At 41.5% G+C, this 23,641-nt stretch carries 25 protein-coding genes; 5 read left to right on the top strand and 20 right to left on the bottom strand.

All coding sequences use genetic code 11. From position 1 onward, the window contains the following. Nucleotides 1–87 precede the first annotated feature (87 nt). The gene (locus MHH23_RS10160; RefSeq protein WP_340959437.1) at nt 88–852 is read left to right on the top strand and encodes an alpha/beta fold hydrolase; all 765 of its coding nucleotides are present in this window, start codon (nt 88–90) and stop codon (nt 850–852) included. A 44-nt stretch (nt 853–896) separates the two neighbouring features. Here MHH23_RS10160 and MHH23_RS10155 read toward each other — a convergent pair whose 3' ends face one another. Further along, complete coding sequence (locus tag MHH23_RS10155; protein WP_340959435.1) at nt 897–2,204, bottom strand: aminotransferase class I/II-fold pyridoxal phosphate-dependent enzyme; 1,308 nt, start codon at nt 2,202–2,204, stop codon at nt 897–899. A gap of 139 nt (nt 2,205–2,343) precedes the next feature. After that, nucleotides 2,344–3,273 (bottom strand): ribonuclease Z, encoded by a 930-nt coding sequence (rnz, locus tag MHH23_RS10150; protein WP_047945440.1) that lies wholly within the window; start codon nt 3,271–3,273, stop codon nt 2,344–2,346. A 222-nt stretch (nt 3,274–3,495) separates the two neighbouring features. Between rnz and zwf the strand changes: the two genes are divergently transcribed. Beyond that, complete coding sequence (zwf, locus tag MHH23_RS10145; RefSeq protein WP_058336671.1) at nt 3,496–4,971, top strand: glucose-6-phosphate dehydrogenase; 1,476 nt, start codon at nt 3,496–3,498, stop codon at nt 4,969–4,971. Between the two features lie 50 nt (nt 4,972–5,021). Here zwf and MHH23_RS10140 read toward each other — a convergent pair whose 3' ends face one another. The 9 genes from MHH23_RS10140 to MHH23_RS10100 form a co-directional block, all read right to left on the bottom strand. Further along, entirely contained in the window at nt 5,022–5,744 is a 723-nt protein-coding gene (locus MHH23_RS10140; RefSeq protein WP_008342268.1) for a GntR family transcriptional regulator, read from the bottom strand. Between the two features lie 175 nt (nt 5,745–5,919). Further along, a complete protein-coding gene (locus MHH23_RS10135; protein WP_039165890.1) occupies nt 5,920–7,326 on the bottom strand; it encodes a glycoside hydrolase family 1 protein in 1,407 nt (468 codons plus the stop codon). After that, entirely contained in the window at nt 7,310–8,656 is a 1,347-nt protein-coding gene (gene celB / locus MHH23_RS10130; RefSeq protein WP_039165893.1) for a PTS cellobiose transporter subunit IIC, read from the bottom strand. Before celB ends, MHH23_RS10135 begins: the two co-directional genes overlap by 17 nt. 25 nt (nt 8,657–8,681) lie before the next feature. Further along, nucleotides 8,682–9,014, bottom strand: a complete 333-nt coding sequence (locus MHH23_RS10125) for a PTS lactose/cellobiose transporter subunit IIA (protein WP_017357943.1) — start codon at nt 9,012–9,014, stop codon at nt 8,682–8,684. Between the two features lie 3 nt (nt 9,015–9,017). Further along, the gene (locus tag MHH23_RS10120) at nt 9,018–9,329 is read right to left on the bottom strand and encodes a PTS sugar transporter subunit IIB (RefSeq protein ID WP_008342261.1); all 312 of its coding nucleotides are present in this window, start codon (nt 9,327–9,329) and stop codon (nt 9,018–9,020) included. 577 nt (nt 9,330–9,906) lie between these two features. Beyond that, on the bottom strand, nt 9,907–10,692 hold the full coding sequence (locus MHH23_RS10115; protein WP_008342255.1) for an SDR family oxidoreductase: 786 nt from the start codon (nt 10,690–10,692) through the stop codon (nt 9,907–9,909). Nucleotides 10,693–10,705: 13 nt separating this feature from the next. Beyond that, complete coding sequence (locus MHH23_RS10110) at nt 10,706–11,551, bottom strand: GRP family sugar transporter (protein ID WP_024718904.1); 846 nt, start codon at nt 11,549–11,551, stop codon at nt 10,706–10,708. A gap of 315 nt (nt 11,552–11,866) precedes the next feature. Beyond that, nucleotides 11,867–13,276, bottom strand: a complete 1,410-nt coding sequence (gene gndA, locus MHH23_RS10105; RefSeq protein WP_025207592.1) for an NADP-dependent phosphogluconate dehydrogenase — start codon at nt 13,274–13,276, stop codon at nt 11,867–11,869. 98 nt (nt 13,277–13,374) lie between these two features. Next, the gene (locus MHH23_RS10100; protein ID WP_007501120.1) at nt 13,375–14,631 is read right to left on the bottom strand and encodes a DNA polymerase IV; all 1,257 of its coding nucleotides are present in this window, start codon (nt 14,629–14,631) and stop codon (nt 13,375–13,377) included. A 120-nt stretch (nt 14,632–14,751) separates the two neighbouring features. Here MHH23_RS10100 and MHH23_RS10095 point away from each other — a divergent pair, with 120 nt between their 5' ends. Both MHH23_RS10095 and MHH23_RS10090 read left to right on the top strand, forming a co-directional pair. Further along, entirely contained in the window at nt 14,752–15,033 is a 282-nt protein-coding gene (locus MHH23_RS10095) for a hypothetical protein (protein WP_008342247.1), read from the top strand. Nucleotides 15,034–15,058: 25 nt separating this feature from the next. After that, complete coding sequence (locus MHH23_RS10090; protein ID WP_178896865.1) at nt 15,059–15,877, top strand: membrane protein insertase YidC; 819 nt, start codon at nt 15,059–15,061, stop codon at nt 15,875–15,877. A gap of 126 nt (nt 15,878–16,003) precedes the next feature. Here MHH23_RS10090 and MHH23_RS10085 read toward each other — a convergent pair whose 3' ends face one another. The 4 genes from MHH23_RS10085 to mce are packed head-to-tail and all read right to left on the bottom strand — an operon-like array spanning nt 16,004 to nt 19,499. After that, nucleotides 16,004–16,468, bottom strand: a complete 465-nt coding sequence (locus MHH23_RS10085) for a chemotaxis protein CheW (RefSeq protein ID WP_008342245.1) — start codon at nt 16,466–16,468, stop codon at nt 16,004–16,006. Between the two features lie 14 nt (nt 16,469–16,482). Beyond that, nucleotides 16,483–17,604 (bottom strand): tripeptidase T, encoded by a 1,122-nt coding sequence (locus MHH23_RS10080; RefSeq protein ID WP_178896864.1) that lies wholly within the window; start codon nt 17,602–17,604, stop codon nt 16,483–16,485. Nucleotides 17,605–17,620: 16 nt separating this feature from the next. Then, nucleotides 17,621–19,084 (bottom strand): acyl-CoA carboxylase subunit beta, encoded by a 1,464-nt coding sequence (locus MHH23_RS10075; RefSeq protein WP_256688499.1) that lies wholly within the window; start codon nt 19,082–19,084, stop codon nt 17,621–17,623. After that, the gene (mce, locus tag MHH23_RS10070) at nt 19,077–19,499 is read right to left on the bottom strand and encodes a methylmalonyl-CoA epimerase (RefSeq protein WP_256688500.1); all 423 of its coding nucleotides are present in this window, start codon (nt 19,497–19,499) and stop codon (nt 19,077–19,079) included. The genes MHH23_RS10075 and mce overlap by 8 nt, the downstream gene beginning before the upstream one ends. 100 nt (nt 19,500–19,599) lie before the next feature. Between mce and prli42 the strand changes: the two genes are divergently transcribed. Continuing rightward, nucleotides 19,600–19,692, top strand: coding sequence for a stressosome-associated protein Prli42 (prli42, locus tag MHH23_RS10065; RefSeq protein WP_017357951.1), 93 nt, complete (start codon nt 19,600–19,602; stop codon nt 19,690–19,692). 39 nt (nt 19,693–19,731) lie between these two features. Here prli42 and MHH23_RS10060 read toward each other — a convergent pair whose 3' ends face one another. From MHH23_RS10060 to MHH23_RS10040, 5 genes are all read right to left on the bottom strand, one after another. After that, complete coding sequence (locus MHH23_RS10060) at nt 19,732–20,241, bottom strand: L,D-transpeptidase (protein ID WP_008342241.1); 510 nt, start codon at nt 20,239–20,241, stop codon at nt 19,732–19,734. Nucleotides 20,242–20,293: 52 nt separating this feature from the next. Then, entirely contained in the window at nt 20,294–21,247 is a 954-nt protein-coding gene (locus tag MHH23_RS10055) for an aromatic acid exporter family protein (protein ID WP_007501130.1), read from the bottom strand. A gap of 111 nt (nt 21,248–21,358) precedes the next feature. Next, on the bottom strand, nt 21,359–22,081 hold the full coding sequence (locus MHH23_RS10050; RefSeq protein ID WP_008342240.1) for an amino acid ABC transporter ATP-binding protein: 723 nt from the start codon (nt 22,079–22,081) through the stop codon (nt 21,359–21,361). Further along, nucleotides 22,074–22,727, bottom strand: coding sequence for an amino acid ABC transporter permease (locus tag MHH23_RS10045; RefSeq protein ID WP_008342239.1), 654 nt, complete (start codon nt 22,725–22,727; stop codon nt 22,074–22,076). Before MHH23_RS10045 ends, MHH23_RS10050 begins: the two co-directional genes overlap by 8 nt. A 125-nt stretch (nt 22,728–22,852) precedes the next feature. Further along, nucleotides 22,853–23,617 (bottom strand): transporter substrate-binding domain-containing protein, encoded by a 765-nt coding sequence (locus tag MHH23_RS10040; RefSeq protein ID WP_008342238.1) that lies wholly within the window; start codon nt 23,615–23,617, stop codon nt 22,853–22,855. Nucleotides 23,618–23,641: the final 24 nt, after the last annotated feature.

Here is a 23,641-nt window from a genome sequence, read left to right as displayed (position 1 = left end):
AATAGGCATCTTTTTTGTTTTTAAGAGAAACATCTTTGCCTTTTGTGCCGTCTTTTAGCTAAAGAACCACTTAGAGGAGATGGAAGAATGAACTCGGCATTGATTGAAAGAACGTATCATATAGATGGACATCACTTTTATACAAGGCATCGTCAAGGAAAAAAGCAAGCCACCATTATTTTTGAAGCAGGATATGGAATTTCAGGCGATACGTGGACGAATATCGCTCTTGATATTGACCCAGAGCTTGGTGTTTTCTTATATGACCGTTTAGGCAATGGAAAAAGCAGTGAAAGCAAAGAAGGAAGAACTTTGCATGATCTTGCGGATGATTTAGATACACTCTTACATCAAGCCAATATTCAGCCGCCATTTCTCATTGTGGCGCACTCATTTGGCTCTCTTGTCAGCCGCTTATGGGCAAGCCGCAGAAAAGAAGATGTTATCGGTATGGTCCTTCTAGACCCAGCAAGTGAGGAGCAAGAGCAGGTCATTCTGCCACTCTTATCAAAGGAAGAACGCACTTCATATATGGCGCAATTCACAGCAGAATGTACACATGAGGACTTTGAGCAAATGCTGCGTACGATCAAAGAGGAGCAAACGCATTATGGGATGATGCCCCTTCTTGTCATTTCATCAGGCAAAAGCCGCTTGTTTCATCCAGCACATGAAGCTTGGCTCAGGCTTCATAAACGAATGCTCACATTATCATCCCAAAGCGGATGGATTCAGGCGCAGAACAGCTCGCACTATATTCATCACGATGAACCACATATTGTACAGCTTGCGATTTATGATGTATGGTGTGCAGCAAAACAGCCTGTCTCTTATTATCAAACAGCTAACTAAAAACAAAAACTCCTTGACCGGACATCAGTCAAGGAGTTTTTTCATTATACCGTTGGTGCTGATTGACTTTTCTCAGACAGCAATTTTTCAATGCTGACAAGCTGAACGCATAACGTAAAGATGTCAATCGCCTGCTCTAGTTCTTCAAGTGTTGGGAACGTTGGCGCAATACGGATGTTACGATCAAGCGGATCGTTTCCATAAGGATATGTCGCCCCTGCACCTGTTAGTGTCACACCGGCTTCTTTCGCTTTTTGCACAACAGCTTTTGCACAATGATCGAGTGTATTTAAGCTGATAAAATATCCGCCATTTGGTTTGTGCCACTCAGCGATGCCTGTTCCACCAAGCTTTTCATCAAGGATCGAAAGAACGAGGTCAAATTTCGGCTTAATAATCGCTGCATGCTTTTTCATATGTTCCTTCAATCCTTCTGGATTCTTGAAGAAACGAAGGTGTCTTAATTGATTGATTTTATCTGGCCCAATGGTTTGAACTGATAGCTGTTTTTGAATAAAGCTGACGTTGTCCTGACTAGATGCCATCAGTGCAACACCTGAGCCTGGGAACGTAATTTTAGAAGTAGAGGCGAACATAAACACACGGTTTGCATGTCCTGCTTTGTCTACTGCTTGAAAAATATCTTTTAACGTATCAGGCGTATCTGTTAGATGGTGGACTGCATAGGCATCATCCCAAAAAATACGGAAGTCGTCTGCTTTTGTCTGCATAGAAGCAAGACGGTCAACAACCTCATCTGAATACGTAATGCCGTCAGGGTTACTATATTTCGGTACACACCAAATCCCTTTGATGGCTTCATCTTCTGCAACCAATTTTTCCACCTGATCCATGTCTGGTCCATCCGACTTCATATCTACCGTAATCATCTCTATGTTAAAATGCTCACAAATGGCAAAATGACGATCATATCCTGGGCTTGGTGCAAGGAATTTTACCTTTGGAAGCTCTCCCCAAGGTGTTTTGCTGCCATATACGCCGTGAGTCATAGCACGTGCAATTGTGTCATGCATCATATTCAGACTAGAATTACCGCCAATGATGATTTGTTCTGGCTTCAGATTGAGCACACTTGCAAAAAATTTCTTTGTTTCAGGAAGGCCTGTCAAGCCGCCATAGTTTCGCACATCTGAACCATCCTCAGCTGTCATTGCATCCTTTGATGTCACGACATCGAGCATGCCCATAGATAAATCGAGCTGTTTTGGTGAAGGTTTCCCTCTAGACATGTCTAAGTGTAAGTTTTTACTTTTGTACGTTTCATATTCTTTTTGTCGTGCTGCATATAGGTCATTTAATTCTGCTTCACTTAACGCTGTAAAACCGCTCATCTTTGATTGTGCCTCCCGTATTCTTCATAGTGTAATTCGTCATTTGTTTTTTCTTCACCATTTTACCACTACCTGAAAAAGAGCGTCATCATAAATATCAAAAAAATCACACAACTTTTTTTGACGATTCATCCAATTTTTACAGGGTACGGTCAATAGGAAAAGAAAAGAAATCATGTGCAGCTTCAGTCAGCGGGAATATATCGCGGGCTTCTTTGAGTAATTGTTTCAGTGACTCTTCCCCTTGGTACCGTGCACTAATATGGGTCAAAATCAGTCTTTTTGCGCCTGCTTCCTGCGCTGTTTTTGCTGCCTGTTCTGTCGTACTGTGATAATAATTATAGGCTAGTTCTGCATCTTCTTTCCCAAATGTTGCTTCATGGACTAACACATCCGCATTCTTGGCAAGCCTTGTTATATTCTCGCACAAACGGGTATCTCCTGAAAATGCAACGATTCTCCCTTTTTTAGGGGGTTCCAAATAATCGGTTCCATCAATCATTCTTCCATCTTCGAGTGTAACGGTTTCCCCATTTTTCAACTTCTGATACAAAGGTCCAGGTTTTACACCGATTTTTTTTAGGTCTTCGGCTTTTAGTGCACCCGGTACATCTTTTTCCACGACCCGATAACCGAAAGCTGGGATCCCATGAGACACTCGTCTTGCTTCTACTTGAAAGGTCTCATCTTCAAAAACGATCCCTTCCTCTATTTCTATGATATGCAGCGGATAAGTCAAATGCGTTTGTGTCGCTGAAAGTGCCGCGTTTACAAAAGCTTTAATGCCGCTTGGACCATATATCGTCAATTCATCTTCTCCGCCTTGAAAGGACCTGCTGCCAAGCAGACCCGGGAGACCATATACATGATCACCGTGCATATGCGTGATAAAGATCTTCTCAATTTTTCTTGGTTTAATCGTTGTATGTAATATTTGATGCTGCGTCGCTTCTCCGCAATCAAAAAGCCACACGGCTTTTCTCTCTTCTAAAAGCTTCAGCGCAGTGCAAGTGACGTTTCTTGTTTTTGCAGGAATGCCTGCACCTGTTCCTAAAAAGAGCAGTTCCATTACGATTTCCTCCTACAGCCGGTATACAATCTCTTCATTCATATAGAATACATGAAGACAGGATAAATGTGAATTCAGCGGAATTTTTGAAAAAAGTCAAACTCGGGCAGAAAAAGTCGAATCAAATGTTTGCTTTACGAACAATGAACCTTTAAAATAAAGAAAATGTACATACATTCTCGGTTTTTACAACAATGCTACGAATAAAGTGAGGTACTTTTCGTGAATACAGAAACTAACTATCCAAAAGCAGTCATTGTCATTTTTGGCGCAACAGGAGACCTTGCAAAACGCAAGCTCTACCCTTCTATACATAGACTTTATCATAGCGGAAAGCTTGGAGATCAATTCGCCGTTGTAGGTGTTGGACGTCGTCCTTGGTCTCATGAAGACCTAAGAGCTGTGGTAAAAGAGTCGGTCTCTTCTGATGATGCAGAAGCAAAAGCAGAGGAATTTATTTCTCATTTCTATTACCATGATTTTGATGTCTCAAGCCCTGCTTCCTATCAAGCACTGAACACGCTTCTTTCTGGTCTTGAAGATACATACAGTATCCCGAATAACCGGATGTTCTATTTAGCGATGGCACCAGAATTCTTCGGAACCATTGCGAAGTTTTTAAAAAGTGAAGGCGTATCAGAAACGACTGGATGGTCTCGACTTGTCATTGAAAAACCGTTTGGTCATGACCTGCCTAGTGCCAAAACATTAAATGAAGAGATCCGAGATGCATTTACAGAGGATCAAATTTATCGTATTGACCACTACCTCGGTAAACAGATGGTGCAAAACATTGAGGTAATTCGTTTTGCGAATGCGATCTTTGAACCGCTTTGGACAAACCGCTATATTTCAAACATTCAAATCACATCGAGTGAATCATTAGGTGTCGAAGACCGTGCGAGATATTACGAGAGTTCTGGTGCACTGAGAGATATGGTACAAAACCATATGCTTCAAATGGTTGCACTACTAGCCATGGAGCCACCGATTAAGCTCAATACAGAGGAAATCCGTAGCGAAAAACGGAAAGCATTGCGTGCGCTTCGTCCATTCTCGAAAGATGAAGTGGATCAATTCTTTGTCCGCGGACAGTATGATGCAGGAACGATTGATGGCAATATGGTTCCTTCCTATCTTGAAGAGCATAATGTGGACCCAAACTCCAACACAGAAACATTTGTTGCAGGGAAACTTCTCATCGATAACTTCAGATGGGCCGGGGTACCATTTTACATTCGTACAGGAAAACGTCTAGAAAAGAAATCCACTCAAATCGTGGTGCAATTTAAAGACATTCCGATGAACCTGTACTACGGAAACGGGAATTCCATGCATCCAAACTTACTTGTGATTCACATTCAGCCAGACGAAGGCATCACCCTTCACCTGAATGCTCGCAAACTTGATGGCGGAACGTATGCTAAACCAATTAAGCTTGACTATCAAACAAATTACAACGACATCATGAATACACCAGAAGCGTATGAAAAGCTAATTCATGACTGTTTGCTAGGTGATGCAACAAACTTTGCCCACTGGGATGAAGTGGCACTGTCTTGGAACTTTGTTGATCCAATTTCAGAAAAATGGGCTGAAACCAAAACGTTAAAACCAAATTATCCTGCTGGTTCTATGGGACCAAAAGAAGCAGATCAGCTTCTTGAAAAAGATGGATATCACTGGTGGAATATATAAAATCAACAAAAAAAGAGCAGTCTCCCGATTGAGGGGGTTCTGCTCTTTTTTTAAAGTCGTGTTTTCGTAATTTCAACCGTTGAAAAATCAAATTTATCATAGCGATGATGGCTAAAGGAATATTCAAACGGCCGACCTGTGTTTAAATAAGCCACCTGCTCCACTTCTAGCACCGGATCCGTAGGGTCACAGCCTAAATATTGCTGATCAAGCTGATCTGATTTAGCCGCTCTAATTTTTTTGTGCGCTCCTGCTACTTTTAATTGCAGTGTGTTTGTAATGTAGCTATAGATGGAACCCAATAAAACCTCTTCATCTATTCCCTTAATGACATTGACAGGCATAAAGGTTTTTTCTAATACATATGGCTCTTCTTCTACCAAACGGAGCCGAATAATGTCATAGACGGGTGTGCTTGAGTCAATGGATAAATGAGCTGCCACCTCTTCACTTGGAAAATGCACATCGAAGCGAATGATTTGGCTCGTCACGTTTTTATCTGCCATCACTTTCGTGAACCCTTTATTTTCATGACCTGATACGTTGATCGCACCTTGATTTAGTGCTGCCTTCACAATAAATGTGCCATGACCTCTTTTTCTAAAGAGCAGACCTTCCGCCACTAAAAGATCGAGCGCACGCTTCATCGTCATTCTGCTGCATTTAAATTCAGCGGCAAGCGAGTTTTCATCTGGAATGGGTTGATCTTCTGGATAATATGCTGTTCCTATTCTTTTTCTAATTTCTTCTGAAATGAGTTCGTACTTTGTCATCTCACACCACCAACTGACTTGTTTTTTCATATCCTATTATAGCGCTTTCTAGCCTTCCTCTCATTCTACACTAAGCCTAGTGCGCTTAAAAGGTTCGAGCCACTTTCATTTCACCCCTTTCATCTTTACATAAGAAAAATACTTGCCCTTTTCAAGGAAAGAGCAAGTATCTTGATTAGAAACCATTATTCTCTGAAACCGATTGAAACCAATAGCCACTTTTTTTGATGGTACGTTTCCCGTCTTCCTCAAGGTCCACTGAGACAAATCCATAGCGATTTTTATAGGCATTCGACCATGACCAATTATCCATAAACGTCCACAGATGATAGCCTTTTACATGACTTCCTTCTTGAATGGCTTGATGCACCCATTTAAGATGCTCAGAAATAAAATCAATGCGGTAATCGTCATGAATCATTCCTTCTTCATCCTGAAACCGCTCTTCTCCTTCAACACCCATTCCATTTTCAGAAATAAAGCATTCAATATTCCCATAGTCTGTCTGGACTTTTTTCAATATATCGTAAATACCCTTTTCATAGATTTCCCAGCCGCGGTACACATTCATTTTTCTGCCCGGCATTTCAAAAGAATCAAAATAATGATCTGGCATAAATGGTGCATCAGGGTGAGGCATATGTTCCTTTGCTTTCACTCTTCTTGGCTGATAATAGTTGATGCCGAGAAGGTCGATCGTGTTCTCTTGAATGAGTTCAAGGTCTCCTTCCTCCATAGCCGGCATCAATCCTTCTTTCTTTAACACGTCCACTAGCTTCTCAGGGAAATGTCCTTTCACTGCTGGATCTAGGAAGGACCGGTTAAAGAAGGCGTCAGCCATCTCAGCTGCTTCGACATCCCGCGGATTCTGGCTTCGTGGATACGAAGGAGTAAGGTTCAGGATAATGCCTATTTTCCCATCCTGCTTCATCTCTTTATAAGCCGCAATGGCTTTAGCATTTGATAAAATCTCATGAAATCCAACTTGCACTGCCTTTTGGAAATCAACTTCGTTTGGATAATGGAAGCTATACATATATCCACCCTCTACAGGGACAATCGGCTCATTATGGGTAAACCATTTTTTCACCCGGTCGCCAAATAGCTGAAAACACAATGTCGCATAGCTGACATAATCGTCTACAACCTGCCTGTTTACCCATCCTCCCGTCTCCTGCAACGCCATTGGCATATCAAAATGATACAAGTTCACAAACGGTTCAATGTCACTCGCTATCAGTTCATTGATCACATCATTGTAAAAAGCTACAGCTTCTTCATTAACAGCCCCTTTTCCCTCAGGTAAAAGGCGTGACCATGAAATAGATAGACGAAACGAGTTGTGCCCAATCTCCTTCATGAGGCGGATATCCTCTTTGTATTTACGATAAAATTGCGAGGTTACACCTGGACCGACGCCCTGAAAAAAACGATTCGGCTCTTTTTCAAACCAGTGATCCCAAATGTTCGGTCCCTTTCCATCACCTGGATAACTGCCTTCTGTTTGCGTAGCAGAGGCAGAAGATCCCCACCAGAAACCTTCTGGAAATGTATATGATTGACTGTTAGTTTCCATCGACATGTATTGAGTCTCCTTCACCTTTGATGTTTGTTTGTTTCGTTTTTTCTGTCGGGACTATTTTTTCATTTTTCACATTCATACGATCAATAAATTTTAGGAACGGGAACCAAATGACAAACACAATCATTAAATTAAACAGCTGAAGCAGACCGCCCGCTAATGAATTTGTTGCCATGACTCCGCTAATAAAGATCGGGACTGTCCAAGGAATATTCACGCCTGTCGGAGGCGGCACAATACCTGCGGCCATCGCAAAATAAGAAATACAAGTAATCACCATTGGCGCCAAAATCCACGGAATGAGAATAAGCGGGTTCATCACAATCGGTAAACCGAAGATAATGGGTTCATTGACGTTAAATAAACCTGGTCCTAAGCCGAGCTTTGCTACTTGTTTCAATTGCTTACTTTTAAGAAAAATTAAAATCGTAAACACAACAGCTAGCGTCATACCGGTTCCACCCATACCCACTGTATAGATTTCGATAAACTGCTTGCTGATGATGTTCGGAACCTCACCTGTTTTTGTGTAGCTTTCTAGATTTTGAATGGACAATGTATTCCAAATCGGGTCCATGACAGAGTTGATAATAATTTGGCCGTGGAGCCCAAAGAACCAAAGAATTTGTATAAAGAAAATAGCGATCAAGGTCGGAATGATACCGCTCCCAAGTCCGACAAGCGGCGCCTGAATCGCATTGTAAATCAAGTCATGCATGTTGGTTTTGAACCCTTGTGTAATGATGATATTGATCAGTAAAAAGGTTGTAAGTGTCAAAGTAGCCGGGATAAGTGCAGCAAAAGACTTAGAAACAGCTGGCGGAACCCCTTGCGGCATATTGATGACAAATTTCTTTTGGACAAAATAGCGATAAATTTCAGCTGACAAAAAGCCTGTGATCATTCCAAGGAACATTCCCTTTGCGCCTAAACGATCGACTGGGATGACGCCTGCAATGGATGCACCGCCCTCTTGTTCTAGTAAAAATGGCGTAAGGAGCAGGAAAGAGGCTAAAGCGATCACACCGCCAAAGACAGCTTCCACATCATAGCTTTTCGATAAATAGTAGCCAATCCCAAATACAACAAACACACTCATAATGCTGATGGTCGCACTAGGTGCAATATTTAGTGCAGACTGAACACCTTCCAGTGCTGTTTGACTCATGATCTTATCTAAAAATGGCAAATTCATTAATACGACCATGATGGAACCAAAAATTGTTAATGGGAACGCAAGCATAAAGGCATCCCTTAATACCCCTAGATAGCGATTGTTGTTCAATCTCCCAGCAATCGGAACCAAAATCGCACTTATTTTATCAAACATTGGTTTCCCCCCTTGTTTACACCCTTTATTGTTTCAGTGATTGCAATATCGGTAAGAGCTCTCCCACAAGCTCTTTTATTGTCATCGTTGACATGAAATGATCTTCGGCATGCATGAGCAGCAAGGAGAATGAAATCGTTTCTCCGCTTGCCTCTTGCTGTACCATTTGAAAATGGATATCATGTGCATTCCGCAAATCATCTTCCGCTTCTTTGAGAAGGTCAGATGCTACTGTTTCATGACCTTCTCTAAATTGTTTAAGAGATTGAAGCAATTTGCTTCGTGCATTTCCGCTGTGTAAGATCAATTGAAAACTGATTTGTTCTTCCGTGAGTCCTTCGAGCGTTTTCTTTTCCATCCTTTAAGATTCCCCCATCAATGAAACCGCTTGTTCATACGCTTTTTGACCATCTGCTAGCCCATACGCCTGCATATCGATGACCTCTACTTCAATCCCATATTTTTGAGCTTCTTTTTGAAGATCCCCTTTTAAAAAGCTCATTTGCGGTCCAATTAATACAACATCGGCATGTGCCATTTCTTTTCTCGCTTGGTCTTGTCCGACTGCCCAAATCTCTGCTTCTTCCCCTATAGACTCAGCATGTGCCTTCATCTTTGTGACTAGTAAACTCGTAGACATACCTGAACTGCATGCTAATAAAATACGTTTCATTTCTCTCACCCCATTGTTGTAATAAAAGCGCTTCCAGTTAATATTATATATTTTTATTTTTAAATGTCTAGACATTTAATTTTATATGTATGTATTTTATTTTATAAATGACAGTATCAATACTCACATCAAGCTTTCAGAACGAAAGAGATCTCATCCAGATATGAACGAGACCCCTTTTCTTTTAAAAAATACTCTCCGAATGAACCATAAAGTAGCTTCTTCTTCAGAAGACAGTCTTTGAGAACTTTGTTAAAATAAGTGCTAATGACTTAGCTCATTCAAAAACCCATAAATCATGAGAAGTAACTGCCCGAGATGGAAATAGATGCTATTCCCACTCAATTTGATGGATAGGTAAACGTCTTTTGCTGCTACTTTTCGAATCTATTCATATCTTTGTAATCAAAATTTGGGTAAAGCCTGTAAAAGAAACAAGCATATTTGAATAAGGCGTATAAACGGATAAAAGCGTGTGAATGTTTATACACACGCTTTTCACTAGTCTTCACATGCACATACTAGATCATAATTTGATGTTGTGTCATCCTCTGGACCCAGCCCGTGATCATCACGATTATCCTTTTCCTGCTTGGAATCCAGGGTACTTGGTCATACCGCCGTCTACATATAACGTCAACCCTGTCACATAGCTCGCCTCTTTTGATGCAAGCCAGACAGCACATGCTGCCACTTCTTCCGGTTTTCCGATATAACCAATCGGTATCAGCTCAATGACGCCCTTTTTCAATGCTGGATCATCAAATTTTTCGGCATTGATCGGGGTATCAATTGCGCCTGGTGCAATGCTGTTTACGCGAATTTTTTTAGGGGCATATTCTAGTGCCAGCGTTTCCGTCAAAAGCTTGGCGCCTCCTTTACTTGCTGCATAATGGACAAAATGAGGCCACGGAATTTGCTGATGTACCGACGACATATTAATAATCGACCCCTCGATCCCGTGTTCTGTCATATACTTCAATGCATCACGGCACCCTAAAAACATACCTGTTAAATTGGTGGACATCACTTTGTTCCAGTTATCTAGCGTCATTTCAGTTGAAGGAACTTCATTTTCAATTCCTGCATTATTGATCATGACATCAAGACTGCCATATGTATCAACAGCTTGATCAATCATCGCCTTCATATCCTCTTCTTTTGATACATCCCCTTGAATTTTGACAGCCTGTCCGCCACTTTTTTGAATCTCAGCAATCGTGTCGTCCGGGTTTTCTTTATCTGAGAAATAATTGATCACTACATTGGCTTTTTCTTGTCCAAACCGGCGTGCCATCGCCTGACCTATCCCTGTACCTGCTCCTGTGATGAGAACTGTTTTTCCTTCCAAATCTGGATACATTCGCTTAAACCTCCTATTTTGTAAAACCTAGCAACACACCGCCTGCGATAATCATCAAGCAGCCTGCAATGACAAAGCTTGTTTTAGATGCTTTCTCTTTTAATAAATAAATACCGCCTAAAGTTGAGATGACAATTCCTGTTTGAGACATGGAAAAACTTACTGCTACGCCAATGAGTGGAATCGCCAAAAGAAGCCCTAGATTTCCTGTCGACCACACAAGACCAGCAATGATATTTCTGAACGTATATTTGCTAAACGGGTCTTGTTTTAGACTAATCGCTAACGATGAAAGCAGCATGCCGACAGATTGCGGAACGAGCGCAGACCAGCCATCTATATGAAACCATCTTAAAATGACGACGTATCCGACGTAGCCTACGGTTGAGATGAGCAAAATGATGATTCCCTTTTTAAAATTGCCGCCTTCGTTCCCGCCACTCTTTTTTTGACCGAGGGATGTCATGACAACGCCAGCAATAATAAATAAAATGGCACAAGAACCAATAAGTATGACCGTCATGGTCTGCCATTCTTTGAAGACGATGACACCAAATAATGTCGTGCTCACAAGCTGCATACCCGTTGATAAAGGAACAGCCTTTGACACCCCTAGAAAGGCGACACTTGAAAGCTGATTCATTTGCCCAATACTCCAAAAGATCCCAGAAATAACGGAAACCGCAAAAATAAGCGGTGTCAGTTCCGGCATTTTGATCAAATAGGCGCCGATTGAAAACAAAAAAGCGCCGAGGGTAATGCCGAGTGTTTGCTGATAGGCATTCCCGCCAAGTTTGACACTGATGAGAACAATACTTCCCCAAAATATCGCTGGGAGAAGTGCATATAAAATGCCCACTTCTATCCCTACTTTCTGTTCTTTTTTACTTAGCATCCCTCTTTTTCGGATTTTTAGCCGAATAGATGTAAACACAAAAAAGACCTTACCAAAGGTAAGGTCACAGCGTGTAGACAAACCCTCGCATTCGGTGTCAGTCCTGCGTGCTGGTGCTCACGAATGTCAAATTCGCTTCGCTCCAGTACTCGGCCTTCCTAGCCCGCAAAGGTTTTCTATCACGCTAAAAAGAAGACAAAGGGCTAAAATCAAGTTCAATTTAGCCCTTTGTCAACAATCTAAGACCTTACCAAGGTAAGGTCTTTTGAGGTTTTATACTTATTTCATCCATTCAGTATGGAAGACGCCTTCTTTATCTGTGCGCTCATACGTATGTGCGCCGAAGTAGTCACGCTGTGCTTGAATTAAGTTAGCTGGAAGGACAGCTGTACGATAGCTATCAAAGTAAGCAAGTGCACTTGAGAATGAAGGAACAGGAACACCTTGTTCTACTGCAAGTGAAATCACTTTACGAAGTGATGATTGATAGCTTTCTACGATATCCTTGAAGTAAGGATCAAGCAATAGGTTTTTCAATTCAGGGTTACGGTCATATGCTTCTTTGATTTGCTGCAGGAAGGCTGCACGAATGATACATCCACCACGGAAGATCATCGCAATTTCACCGTATTTCAAATCCCAGTTATACTCATCAGACGCTGCTTTCATTTGCGCAAAACCTTGTGCATATGAGCAGATTTTACTCATGAAGAGAGCTTTTCTAACAGCTTCGATTAACGCTTGTTTATCTTCAGCTGATTGAGTTGGCTCAGGCCCTTGAATTAATTGACTTGCTTCCACACGCTCATCTTTCATTGCAGAAATAAAACGCGCGAAAACAGACTCCGTAATGATCGGAAGCGGAACACCTAAATCAAGTGAGCTTTGGCTTGTCCATTTTCCAGTTCCTTTTTGGCCAGCTTTATCTAAGATGACATCTACTAGCGGCTGATTCGTTTCTTCGTCCACTTTTGTGAAAATGTCAGCTGTGATTTCGATTAAGTAGCTGTCAAGTTCGCCTTTATTCCACTCTGAGAATACTTCATGAAGCTCCCCTGCTGATAAACCAGCGACATGCTTCAAGATAAAGTATGATTCAGAGATCAATTGCATATCTCCGTACTCGATACCGTTATGAACCATTTTGACATAATGTCCTGCTCCATCTGGACCGATATACGTTGTACAAGGCTCACCATCTACTTTCGCAGAGATGGCTTCTAAAATTGGTTTCACTAGCTCGTGCGCTTCTTTTTGACCGCCAGGCATGATAGAAGGACCTTTAAGTGCGCCTTCTTCACCGCCAGAAACACCTGTACCAATGAAGTGAATACCACTTTCCGCAAGCTCTTGGTTACGTCTTTGTGTATCCTTGTAATATGTATTTCCACCATCAATTAAAATGTCACCTTTCTCTAGGTGAGGAAGTAATGATTGAATGGTTGCATCTGTTGCTGCGCCTGCTTTTACCATTAAAAGAATTTTACGCGGCGTTTCAAGCGATTGAACAAATTCTTCAATGCTGTATGTGCCTACAACGTTTTTCCCTTGTGATTCTTGAAGAAACTCTTCTGTTTTGCTGCTAGATCTGTTATAAACGGACACGGAGAAACCGCGGCTTTCAATATTTAGGGCAAGGTTTTTTCCCATAACGGCTAGTCCAACGACACCGATTTGTTGTTTTGACATAATTCTGACGTCCCTTCTAACACACTATATTGATTACTGCTGAAATGATGTACCCTTTGAAATTACCACAACATCACCTCTTTTATCAAGTTTTCAGGCTAGTCATTTCCTCTTTCGTCTTGAAAAAAGTCTTTATTAAAACTTGTACCACTTGTTTTGCTCTCTTTTTCCTTAATGGTCACTCCTCTTTGAATGAGTGGTTTACCGTATTTTTCTTTCAGTCCGTCTAAAAGAGATTGGAGCGGTTCGTCTTTTGCATCTTCTGTATAAGAGAATAAATCAAGCTGCTTGACGGCTGATTTTCGTTCCACAAGATCGGTCCCCGTCACGCCTAAAAGTCTTACTGGTTGGTCATTCCAATGCTTTAGGAATAGCTGCTTTGCCGCCTCAAATAGATCTTCCTTTCGATCAGTAGGATTCGTGAGTGTGACGCTCCGTGTGATATTTTTCCAGCTTGCATACCGAATCATAATGAGCAGCCGGTTTGCCATCACTTCTTTTCTTCGTAATCTAGCACTCACCGATTGCGACAGTTTCTCTATTAATGAGACGAGTTCATCTGTATCATCAGAATCGTGAGGAAGAGTGGAAGAATTGCCGACAGATTTAAATTCGTATATTCTTTCTGGATCGACAATGCCGTCATGCTCTCCGTTTGCCTTTTGCTTTAACCTCGGTCCATTGATGCCTAATAACTCTTTCAGCGCATATTCATTCGCTTTCGCTAAATCTTCAATTGTATGAATTCCGATGGTTTTCAGCTTATCTGCCGTTTTCTGTCCAACCCCATGCATGTCACCTGCAGGGAGCGGCCAGAGCATTGTCGGGACATCTCGTTTACGCAAAATGGTAATGCCCATTGGCTTTTTCCAATTAGACGCCATCTTCGCTAGAAATTTATTTGGTGCAATGCCAATACTCGAAGGAAGCATGAGCTCTTCTACGAGCCTCGTTTGAATATCATGAGCGGTTTTCACGGCATGCTCAGCATAAGGTGTATCGGTTAAATCAATATAGCCTTCATCAATTGAAACGGGTTCAACTAAGTCACTATATTCTCTTAGTATGGTAAACATTTCTTGTGAGGAGCTGCGGTACCGGTCGAAGTTGGGTGTACGCACAATCAGTCCCGGACATAGCCGCTTCGCTTCCCAGAGTGGCATCGGCGGCTTCACCCCGAGTGCTCTTGCCTCGTAGCTGCAGGTCACAACTATCCCTTTGCGCTCTTTTGCATTTCCGCTTATGGCTAAAGGTTTCCCTCTCAAAGAAGGATCATACGCCATTTCTACCGATGCATAAAAACTATTCATATCAATATGAAAAATGATTCGCCCCTTCTTTTGAGAATCAGCCATTTGCTTGCCTCCTTAGGTGATCTACTTTCCTTCACTTCACCGTGATTTCACCTGTTTGTTCCATTAGACATTTCATATGGTGTATAGTACACTGTGAGTAATGAAATGGATGTGATAATCATGATTATTGATACATTCAATGAAGTCTTTTTCCTTGTTGAATTCTTTACGATTATTCTTCCAGCGCTGACCGCCATCGGTATTGCTTTCTTATTAAAAGACTGCCGAATGAACGAGCACCTCGGAGGACATCGTTTAGAAGAGTTGGATGCATCTTGTTTGAATCGAACAGACTTTCTGTTTATCATATATGATCGCATTACAACTTGGATTAGTAAAGTCATTCGAATGAAAAGATCATCAAATGATGATGAAGACCATTCGCTTCCTCTCTCTTATTAGATTTTATTATTGAGGAGGAAACGAATTGAAACGTTTATTGACAATTTGTACGACTTTATTTTTGATGATGGTAGCGTCACCTGCATTTGCTGCAAGTGCGCAAACAAATACAAGCTCTGATGGGTTTTTCCATCATTATTTTGTTCAGCCTTTTTCTGAGTTGATTATCTGGCTTGCGAACTTTTTCCATGATGACTACGGTTTATCTATTATGTTCGTGACATTGATTGTCCGGTTGCTTATTTTCCCGCTTTTTGCAAACCAATTTAAAAAGCAGAGAGTGATGCAAGAGAAAATGGCACTCGTTAAGCCTCAGATTGACCAAATACAAAGCAAATTGAAAAAAACGAAAGAACCTGAAAAACAAAAAGAACTGCAAATGGAAATGATGAAAGTATATAAAGACAACAATGTGAACCCGCTGGCAATGGGCTGTCTGCCGATGCTGATTCAAATCCCAATTGTTCTTGGCTTTTACTCAGCAATCCGCTCAACACCTGAGATCGCAACACATTCGTTCTTATGGTTTAACTTAGGACAAACTGATCTTTTGGTGGCGATCCTTGCAGGGGCCATGTATTTCTTACAATTTTATGTCACACAAAAATTCGCAAAGCAATCAGGCACCCAAACAGAAGCTGCACTGAAACAAGCAAAAATCATGGGCATGATTTTCCCAGTCATGATGCTGTTTCTATCAATTAATGCTCCCGCTGCTCTTCCTTTATATTGGATGACAAGCGGACTTTTACTCACCATTCAAACGATTATATTAAATGTGATGTACCAAAAATCAAAAACAAAAGCTGCGGCAAACGATTCAATTAACCCAGCAGCTGAATAAATGATAGCCTCCTTACCCGAACATGGTAAGGAGGCTTTATTTGTCTTCTGTAGAGCGCAACAAATAAAAGATGCGTAAGCTCCAGCACGCAAAATGACCCCTTATCCATGGATAAGGGGCCTTTGTTTATGCCAATTCCTCTTTCAATCGCTCAGGCAATTGATCAAGATCCTCAATTTTCCCTAGAAACTTATTAGGGTCCACTTGTAAAATCATCTTGTTCTCTCTCTCAACGACGCCGAAGAAATATTCAGATGCTTTTGTGTTCATATGAAATGGCTTGATCTCACTTAGCTCGATATCAATGATATCTTTTGCATCAGAAACAAGGCAGCCAATCATTTGATCGTTTAATTCAAATAGTAGAACCTTAGACTGTTCGGTTACATCCAGAGGTTTTCCGTGCAACATGACACCTGTGTCACTGACTGGAATGACCTCTCCTCTTAACGACATGAGTCCTTTAATCTCTTTTGGAAGGTTCGATACTTCTTGTAAATAAGGGACCTTCTCAATTGAGCGTATATGTTCTACGCTGATACCAAAATCCTCTTGTCCCACCTGGAAAATAATGATCTTTTGCGTGCTCACAGAGTCTCCTGCCTTTACGATGGATTTGTCGTTTCTTCGATAATGGCGAGAACCATTTCAGCTGTCTTGACTAATTCTTCAATCGGCATTTTCTCATTTTTCGTATGAATATCTTCATATCCAACAGCTAGGTTGACGGTCGGGATGCCGTTTCCAGCAATGACGTTTGCATCACTGCCTCCCCCGCTTGTCTGTAGTTCTGAAGTTCGGCCAATTTTCGCGGCCGCTTTTTTCGCCACTTCAACGACTTGATCGCCGTGTGAGAATTTAAAGCCTGGATACATGATGTCAATTTGTACATCGGCACTTCCGCCCATTTCTTTAGCAGTTTTTTCAAAGGCTTCTTTCATTTTCGCTACTTGCGCTTCCATTTTTGCCGGTTCTAAAGAACGTGCCTCTGCCAGAATATCCACTTGATCACAGACAATATTCGTTTGTGTTCCGCCTTCAAAGCGGCCGATATTCGCCGTTGTTTCTTCATCAATACGGCCAAGCGGCATGCTCGCGATCGCTTTTGATGCAATCGTAATCGCAGAGACGCCTTTTTCAGGTGCCACACCTGCGTGAGCTGTTTTTCCGTAAATGGTTGCACGTACTTTCGCCTGTGTTGGCGCAGCCACGATGATGGTACCGACCTTGCCATCTGAATCAAGCGCATAACCATATTTTGCTGTCATCAGTTTCGGATCTAACGCTTTTGCTCCTACAAGTCCTGATTCTTCACCAGCTGTAATGACAAATTCAATCTTGCCATGCGGTACATTTTTCTCTTTTAGGACACGGATCGCTTCAAACATCGCGGCAAGCCCTGTTTTATCGTCAGCACCAAGAATGGTTGTGCCATCTGTCTTGACATAGCCGTCTTCAATGACTGGCTTGACACCATTACCTGGTACAACTGTATCCATATGAGAAGTAAAATAAATCGTATCTGCCTCTTGATTCCCTTCAAGTGTGCAAATAAGATTGCCTGCTCCATGGCCGGTTGTCTCTTTTGAATCATCTTCAACTACATTAAGCCCTAAACCAGTAAATTTCTCTTTTAGGACTTCAACAATTTTTTCTTCATGTTTCGTTTCTGAATCGATTTGAACAAGTTCTAAAAATTCGTCTAATAAGCGTTTCTCATTGATCATGATGATGTTCCTCCTCTTATAGCGGCATGTTTCCATGCTTTTTTAACGGTCTATCTTCTTCCTTACTGCGAAGCAGGTCAAATGAGCGAATGAGCCGCTCTCTCGTTTCATCTGGCATTAAAATATCGTCGATTAATCCTAATTGTGCTGCCTTCATGACACTAGGTTCATTGTCCACCTCACGCAAAGCAGGATGAACAATTTCGTCTGCAAACGATTTTCCCATGACATCAATTTCTGCCTCTGGCCATGCATACACAAAGTCAGCACCTAAGCCCTTACTATTCATCGCAACGTATGCACCGCCAAACGCCTTTCGCAAAATCACAGTGATCTTTGGAACGGTCGCCTCAGCGTACGCATACAGAAGCTTTGCGCCGTGGCGGATAATGCCTGCATGCTCAGCTTTCTCACCTGGCAAAAAACCAGGAACGTCCACAAGGGTTAAAATGGGAATATGAAATGCATCGCAAAATCGAATAAACCGAGCCGCTTTATCAGCAGCATTGAGGTCAAGGCTTCCTGCCAGCACCTTAGGCTGATTGGCTACAAGACCAATGGAAGACCCTTGTAATCTGGCAAAACCTGTGACGATATTTTTGGAGAAACAACGCTGCGTTTCAAAAAATGAGCCTTGGTCGGTGATCGCTGTCACCACTTGTTTGACATCATAAGTACGTGATGGCTCCTTTGGCAAGATGTTCCCAAGATCGCTCGCATCATGCTTTTGCACCTTACGATGAATGACAGGCCGTCGTTTCGTTGGTATGTACGTTAAAAGCGTTCGAACTGCTTTTAACACGTCTTTCTCATCTTTCCCTGTATAGTGCACATTCCCGCTTGTTTGATGCTGAACCGCTGCACCTCCAAGCCGGTCAGGACAGACCGTCTCTCCTGTTGCTTTTTCTATCACTTTCGGACCAGTTAAAAACATATGAGCTGTTTGCTCCGTCATGAATACAAAATCCGTCAATGCAGGTGAATAAACTGCACCTCCCGCACAGGAGCCTAAAATAACGGATATTTGAGGAATTTGACCAGAGTACAGCACATTCCGTTTAAAAATCTGACCGTATCCCTCTAATGATACCACACCCTCTTGAATTCTCGCACCACCTGAGTCTTTTAGACCGATAACAGGCATTTGATTTTTAGCAGCCAAATCCATTAAAGCTGCTATTTTTTTCGCATGCATGTCCCCTAGCGAACCCCCGTACACGGTGGCATCTTGTGCATATACGCCTACTTGTCTCCCATGAATCAGTCCCGTCCCAGTGACAACACCATCCCCTAAATGTTCTGAGCGGCAGCCTTTAGCAAATGGCTGGATTTCCATAAAGCTGCCTTCATCAAGAAGTTCATGAAGCCGCTGACGAACAGTCAGCTTTCCTTTGTTTCGGTGAGCCGCTGCTCGTTTTTCACCGCCGCCCCATAAAGCTTTCTTGCGCCATTCAGTCAAGTCATTGAACGATTCATGCATCTTCCTGTTTCTCTCCTTTCAAAGGCTCACACAATTCAATTAGCACACCTGACGTTTCTTTTGGTGAAATAAACGCAATGCGCTTTCCGTTCGCACCATTTTGTGCGCCCTTTTGAATGAGCTGTACACCGAGCTCGTCAAGTTGACTGAGATCAGCCTGAATGTCACCTGACTTTAATGCAATATGATGAAGCCCCTCTCCTCTTTTTATTAAAAAGGTATGTAATGTGCTGTGATCCGACATCGGTTCAATCAACTCAATGTGCAGATCACCTAGGGAAGTAAAAGATACCTTGACCCCTTGATTCGGAAGTACTTCTATGTCTGAAAATTCCCAGTTAAACAGTCTAGAGAACGTACGTGCTGTTTTTCGAATTGAAAAAACGGCAATGGCAATATGATCGATTTGATTCATCCGTTCACTTCCTTTGTACATCACTTGTCGCCTGCGTAAAAACGAGCTAGAATAAAGAAAGGTGCGCTCGTCGCAAAAACATTGATTATAGGGGTGCGATATGTCTCAGAAATTCATGAAATTTATGGTATTGCTCATGATTAGCTTACTGTTAATTTCTTCACTTTTAGCAGGAGCGGCAGCCTTTTTATAAAGTGTTGATAAAAAAGCAGACAAGCAGGTGATTCGTTTTTTAACGAATGGCCTGTTTGTCTTTGGCCAGCTTTTCAAATGCATCGCTTGATGTCGTGATCCATACCTTTGTACCAACTGGAAGCTGATCAAATAGCCGTTCTACATCTTGATTATGAAGACGTACACAGCCTGCCGTAATAAATTTCCCTATCGATGTCTCATCACTTGTTCCATGAATGCCATAGGTTCTCCCGTCGGTTCCTCGCGCATCAAATCCAATCCACCTTCGGCCGAGTGGATTATTCTTTGCGCCGCCTTCAATATTTTTTCTTCTGTAATAAGGATCTTTCGCTTTGATCATAATCGTAAATTCACCTTCTGGCGTTAAATCAGCTGTTTTGCCAGTAGAAGCCGGGTAGACTTTTTGAATTTTACCATGATCAATATACGCAAGCTCGTTCGTTTGTTTATTAATAATGACATACGGATCTCCTGGAAGCGGGTTTTGCCCGAGCGGCCAGATGGGTGAAAGGGACATGGTCAGCACAGTATAAAATAAAAGACGCATAGGCTCCTCCTTTTTCATTAGATTGACCAATGAAGGAGGAACTCATGCGTCTTTATTCTTTCATCCCTTTAAAATAGCTTTTCAGTACCAAATATTGTTCCATTTCCCCGAGAAAATGAAAGAGTGCGGCTCTAGCTTCAAATTCTTCACGTGTTTGTGGAAGCGGCAGTGCATCGAACTCTTCTTTCATATCAATCAGGCGTCTTAAGAACTTATGCGCCGTGTTCCCTGGGTGAATATGTTCTCGTAAATCTCTAATATATTCTGCAATGATTTGCCCATGCTCCGTTGTAACAGAAATGGACGTAATTTTCGGAAGCACCCGCTCAATGATTTCAAATTGCTTTTGTCTCATGTTGAAATAATGATAATACAGATTTTCATGTCTTAAGACATGATTTTCAACATCACGGTATGCAAGAGCTTTCGCTTCTTTAATCAATTGATGCGTCTCTGGAATTTCTTTTCCTGTCCAGTCTTGTTTTCCGGTCATTAAATATTGCTCGATTTCTTCAAAGATTTTCGCAAAATTCGCTTCAATTTGTTCACTGTATTGTTTCAGCTTTTTATCAACGCTAGGCATATACAGGTTCATAATGAGTGCGACCCCTACACCAATGGTGATGAGTAAAAGCTCATTCCAGATGAGATGAAGCGTAATGCCTCCAGACATATACAAATGAAGGATAATCACTGAACTTGTGACAATCCCTTCTTTAATCCGAAGCAAGACCGTTGTTGGAATAAAGACGAGCAGCATCAGTCCAATGACGAAAGGATGATAACCAATTAGATCAAAAAACAAATAAGAAAATAAGATGGCAAGACTGCATGCGGCAAAGCGGGCCCCAGATGCGAGGAGTGACCTTTTTTTCGTCACCTGAATACAAAGGATCGTAATAATGCCGGCAGCTGAATAGTTTTGCAGACCGAGCATTTGTGCAATATAAATGGCTAGAGCTGTTCCTAATGCTGTTTTCAGCGTTCGGTAGCCGATTTTAAACATGATGTGATTCACTCTTTTCTGTCTACTTTTGTGAAATGATGAACTTTTTTTACTTTCCCCATTATAATCAAAAAAAGAAGGAGATGTTAAGTCTCCCCCTCGTTTTTTTCATTATAATATTTTTTGCAAGAAATCTTGAGCACGCTGTGAAGACGGAGATTCAAAGAATTCTACAGGATTTGCATCCTCTACAATTTTCCCATCATCCATAAAGATCACACGGTCTGCCACTTCTTTTGCAAAGCCCATTTCATGTGTGACGATCATCAGCGTCATCCCAGATTGAGCGAGCTCTTTCATGACCTCTAATACTTCCTTTACCATTTCTGGATCAAGAGCAGACGTCGGCTCGTCAAAAAGCATGATGTCTGGTGTCATCGCAAGGGCACGTGCAATGGCGACACGTTGCTTTTGACCACCTGACAACCGATTCGGATAATCATCTTTTTTCTCTAAAAGTCCTACCTTTTTTAAAAGATCCTCTGCCTGCTTGATGCTGTCTTCCTTCGATTGGTTCTTCACATTCATTGGCGCATACGTAATATTTTCTAGCACTGTTTTGTGCGGGAATAAGTGAAAATGTTGAAACACCATACCAATATTCTCGCGCACTTTTAGTGCATTTGTTTTTGGATTGGTAATTTCCGTCCCCTGAATCGTAATCACTCCAGAAGTCGGTTTTTCAAGTAAGTTAATACAGCGAAGAAATGTTGATTTTCCTGAACCAGACGGCCCGATGACAGCTACCACTTCGCCTTCTTTAATCGTGGTATCAATCCCTTTCAACACTTCATTTTTACCGAAAGATTTTGTGAGTTTCTCTATTTTAATCATTTGATTTTAACTTCCTTTCCACCGATTTGCCGACGAAGGTAAGAATAAGCACGATGACATAATAGATGAGACCCGCAAAAATAAGCGGTTCAAGATAGTTATAGGTGACGGCACCTGCTTGATAGGCTCGTCTCATGACATCGCCCAGTCCAATGACTGTGACAATCGCGGATTCTTTTGTCAGTGTAATCGTTTCGTTCACTAGTGCTGGGGAAATATTTTTGAATGCTTGCGGAAGCAATAAGTCCTTCATCATTTTAGCATACGGGATACCTAAAGCAACGGCTGCTTCTTTTTGCCCTTTATCAATGGCATTGATTCCCGCACGAATGATCTCAGAAACGTACGCCGCCGAGTTTAGTGAAAAGGCGGCTACAGCTGCCCAGTATTGATCAATTTGAAAGCCAAGCAGCTGGGGAAGACCAAAATAAATAATCAAAAGCTGAAGCACAAGCGGTGTGCCTCGGAAGATTGACGTATAAAAATCGGCTAGCCAGATAAGCGGCTTAAATACACTAATTTTACAGAGCGTTAATAAGATTCCTAAAATAAAACCAAGGAACAGTGATACCACAACAATAGAAAGCGTTACTTTAAGACCTTCTAAAATAAAGGGCATCTGAGGTATTACATCTTTAAAATCCATCATGATATTCTCCTTTTTTCCTTCAGATAAAATCAAAGAATAAACAGGAAAAAAGTTCAACACATGTTGAACTTTTCAGCGCTTTCTACTTGATTTTCATGAATGACGCTGATCCTTTTCCTGACTTACTTTTCATCAGCAAACCATTTTTTAATGAGTTTATCAAGTTCGCCATTATCCTTCATTTCTTTTAATGATTTATTGAATTTCGCTGTTAAGTCGCTATTTTTTTTGAATGCAATGGCTGAACCTTCGTTTGAGCTATTCAATCCAAATGCTTGGAAATCCTTTTCCTTTTTCAAGTAGCCAGCCGCTACTTTATCTTCAATAATGGCTGCATCAAAACGGCCTGCTTTAATTTCTTGAATGATATCAGAGATTTTATTACGATCTTCAACCGTTAAGTTATATTTCTTTTGCAATCCGTTTGCTTCATCTTGCTGGATAGAACCTAATTGAACGCCAACCGTTTTGTCTTTTAAATCTTTCTCTGTTTTTATACCGCTAGATTTTTTTGATACAACCAAGTTTTCAGCATTGTAGTAAACATCTGAGAAATCAACTTGTTTTTTACGCTTTTCAGTAGGTGTCATGCCTGCAAGCACAATATCAGCTTTATTTGTTTTAAGAGCTGACACGAGGCTTGCAAAGTCCATATCTTGAATTTCTAGCTTGTAGCCGTTCTTTTTCGCTAGAGCTGTAGCAAGGTCGACATCAAAACCGATAATTTTATCACCGTCTTTTGATTCAAATGGCGGATAATCTGCAGAAGTCGCCATAATGAGTGTTTTGTCGTCTCCTGATGCGTTTGAATTATTAGAAGAAGTTCCGCATGCTGCTAGTGCAGCTGCAAGACCAGCTGTCATAAGTAATAATAACCACTTTTTCATATGATAATGCCTCCTAGTATTTAA

Origin of the sequence: Bacillus sp. FSL K6-3458 (assembly GCF_038005045.1) — a bacterium.
Taxonomy (GTDB): domain Bacteria; phylum Bacillota; class Bacilli; order Bacillales; family Bacillaceae; genus Bacillus; species Bacillus altitudinis.
This window is presented reverse-complemented; position numbering and strand designations above follow the sequence as displayed.

What these genes read in the sequence shown, in the direction of transcription:
- MHH23_RS10160 (WP_340959437.1), top strand. Translation starts at nt 88, where the DNA reads ATGAACTCGGCATTGATTGAAAGAACGTATCATATAGATGGACATCAC.
- MHH23_RS10155 (WP_340959435.1), bottom strand. Translation starts at nt 2,204, where the DNA reads ATGAGCGGTTTTACAGCGTTAAGTGAAGCAGAATTAAATGACCTATAT.
- rnz (WP_047945440.1), bottom strand. Translation starts at nt 3,273, where the DNA reads ATGGAACTGCTCTTTTTAGGAACAGGTGCAGGCATTCCTGCAAAAACA.
- MHH23_RS10140 (WP_008342268.1), bottom strand. Translation starts at nt 5,744, where the DNA reads ATGACAAAGTACGAACTCATTTCAGAAGAAATTAGAAAAAGAATAGGA.
- MHH23_RS10135 (WP_039165890.1), bottom strand. Translation starts at nt 7,326, where the DNA reads ATGTCGATGGAAACTAACAGTCAATCATATACATTTCCAGAAGGTTTC.
- celB (WP_039165893.1), bottom strand. Translation starts at nt 8,656, where the DNA reads ATGTTTGATAAAATAAGTGCGATTTTGGTTCCGATTGCTGGGAGATTG.
- MHH23_RS10125 (WP_017357943.1), bottom strand. Translation starts at nt 9,014, where the DNA reads ATGGAAAAGAAAACGCTCGAAGGACTCACGGAAGAACAAATCAGTTTT.
- MHH23_RS10120 (WP_008342261.1), bottom strand. Translation starts at nt 9,329, where the DNA reads ATGAAACGTATTTTATTAGCATGCAGTTCAGGTATGTCTACGAGTTTA.
- MHH23_RS10115 (WP_008342255.1), bottom strand. Translation starts at nt 10,692, where the DNA reads ATGTATCCAGATTTGGAAGGAAAAACAGTTCTCATCACAGGAGCAGGT.
- gndA (WP_025207592.1), bottom strand. Translation starts at nt 13,276, where the DNA reads ATGTCAAAACAACAAATCGGTGTCGTTGGACTAGCCGTTATGGGAAAA.
- MHH23_RS10100 (WP_007501120.1), bottom strand. Translation starts at nt 14,631, where the DNA reads ATGGCTGATTCTCAAAAGAAGGGGCGAATCATTTTTCATATTGATATG.
- MHH23_RS10095 (WP_008342247.1), top strand. Translation starts at nt 14,752, where the DNA reads ATGATTATTGATACATTCAATGAAGTCTTTTTCCTTGTTGAATTCTTT.
- MHH23_RS10080 (WP_178896864.1), bottom strand. Translation starts at nt 17,604, where the DNA reads ATGATCAATGAGAAACGCTTATTAGACGAATTTTTAGAACTTGTTCAA.
- MHH23_RS10075 (WP_256688499.1), bottom strand. Translation starts at nt 19,084, where the DNA reads ATGCATGAATCGTTCAATGACTTGACTGAATGGCGCAAGAAAGCTTTA.
- mce (WP_256688500.1), bottom strand. Translation starts at nt 19,499, where the DNA reads ATGAATCAAATCGATCATATTGCCATTGCCGTTTTTTCAATTCGAAAA.
- prli42 (WP_017357951.1), top strand. Translation starts at nt 19,600, where the DNA reads ATGTCTCAGAAATTCATGAAATTTATGGTATTGCTCATGATTAGCTTA.
- MHH23_RS10060 (WP_008342241.1), bottom strand. Translation starts at nt 20,241, where the DNA reads ATGCGTCTTTTATTTTATACTGTGCTGACCATGTCCCTTTCACCCATC.
- MHH23_RS10055 (WP_007501130.1), bottom strand. Translation starts at nt 21,247, where the DNA reads ATGTTTAAAATCGGCTACCGAACGCTGAAAACAGCATTAGGAACAGCT.
- MHH23_RS10050 (WP_008342240.1), bottom strand. Translation starts at nt 22,081, where the DNA reads ATGATTAAAATAGAGAAACTCACAAAATCTTTCGGTAAAAATGAAGTG.
- MHH23_RS10045 (WP_008342239.1), bottom strand. Translation starts at nt 22,727, where the DNA reads ATGGATTTTAAAGATGTAATACCTCAGATGCCCTTTATTTTAGAAGGT.
- MHH23_RS10040 (WP_008342238.1), bottom strand. Translation starts at nt 23,617, where the DNA reads ATGAAAAAGTGGTTATTATTACTTATGACAGCTGGTCTTGCAGCTGCA.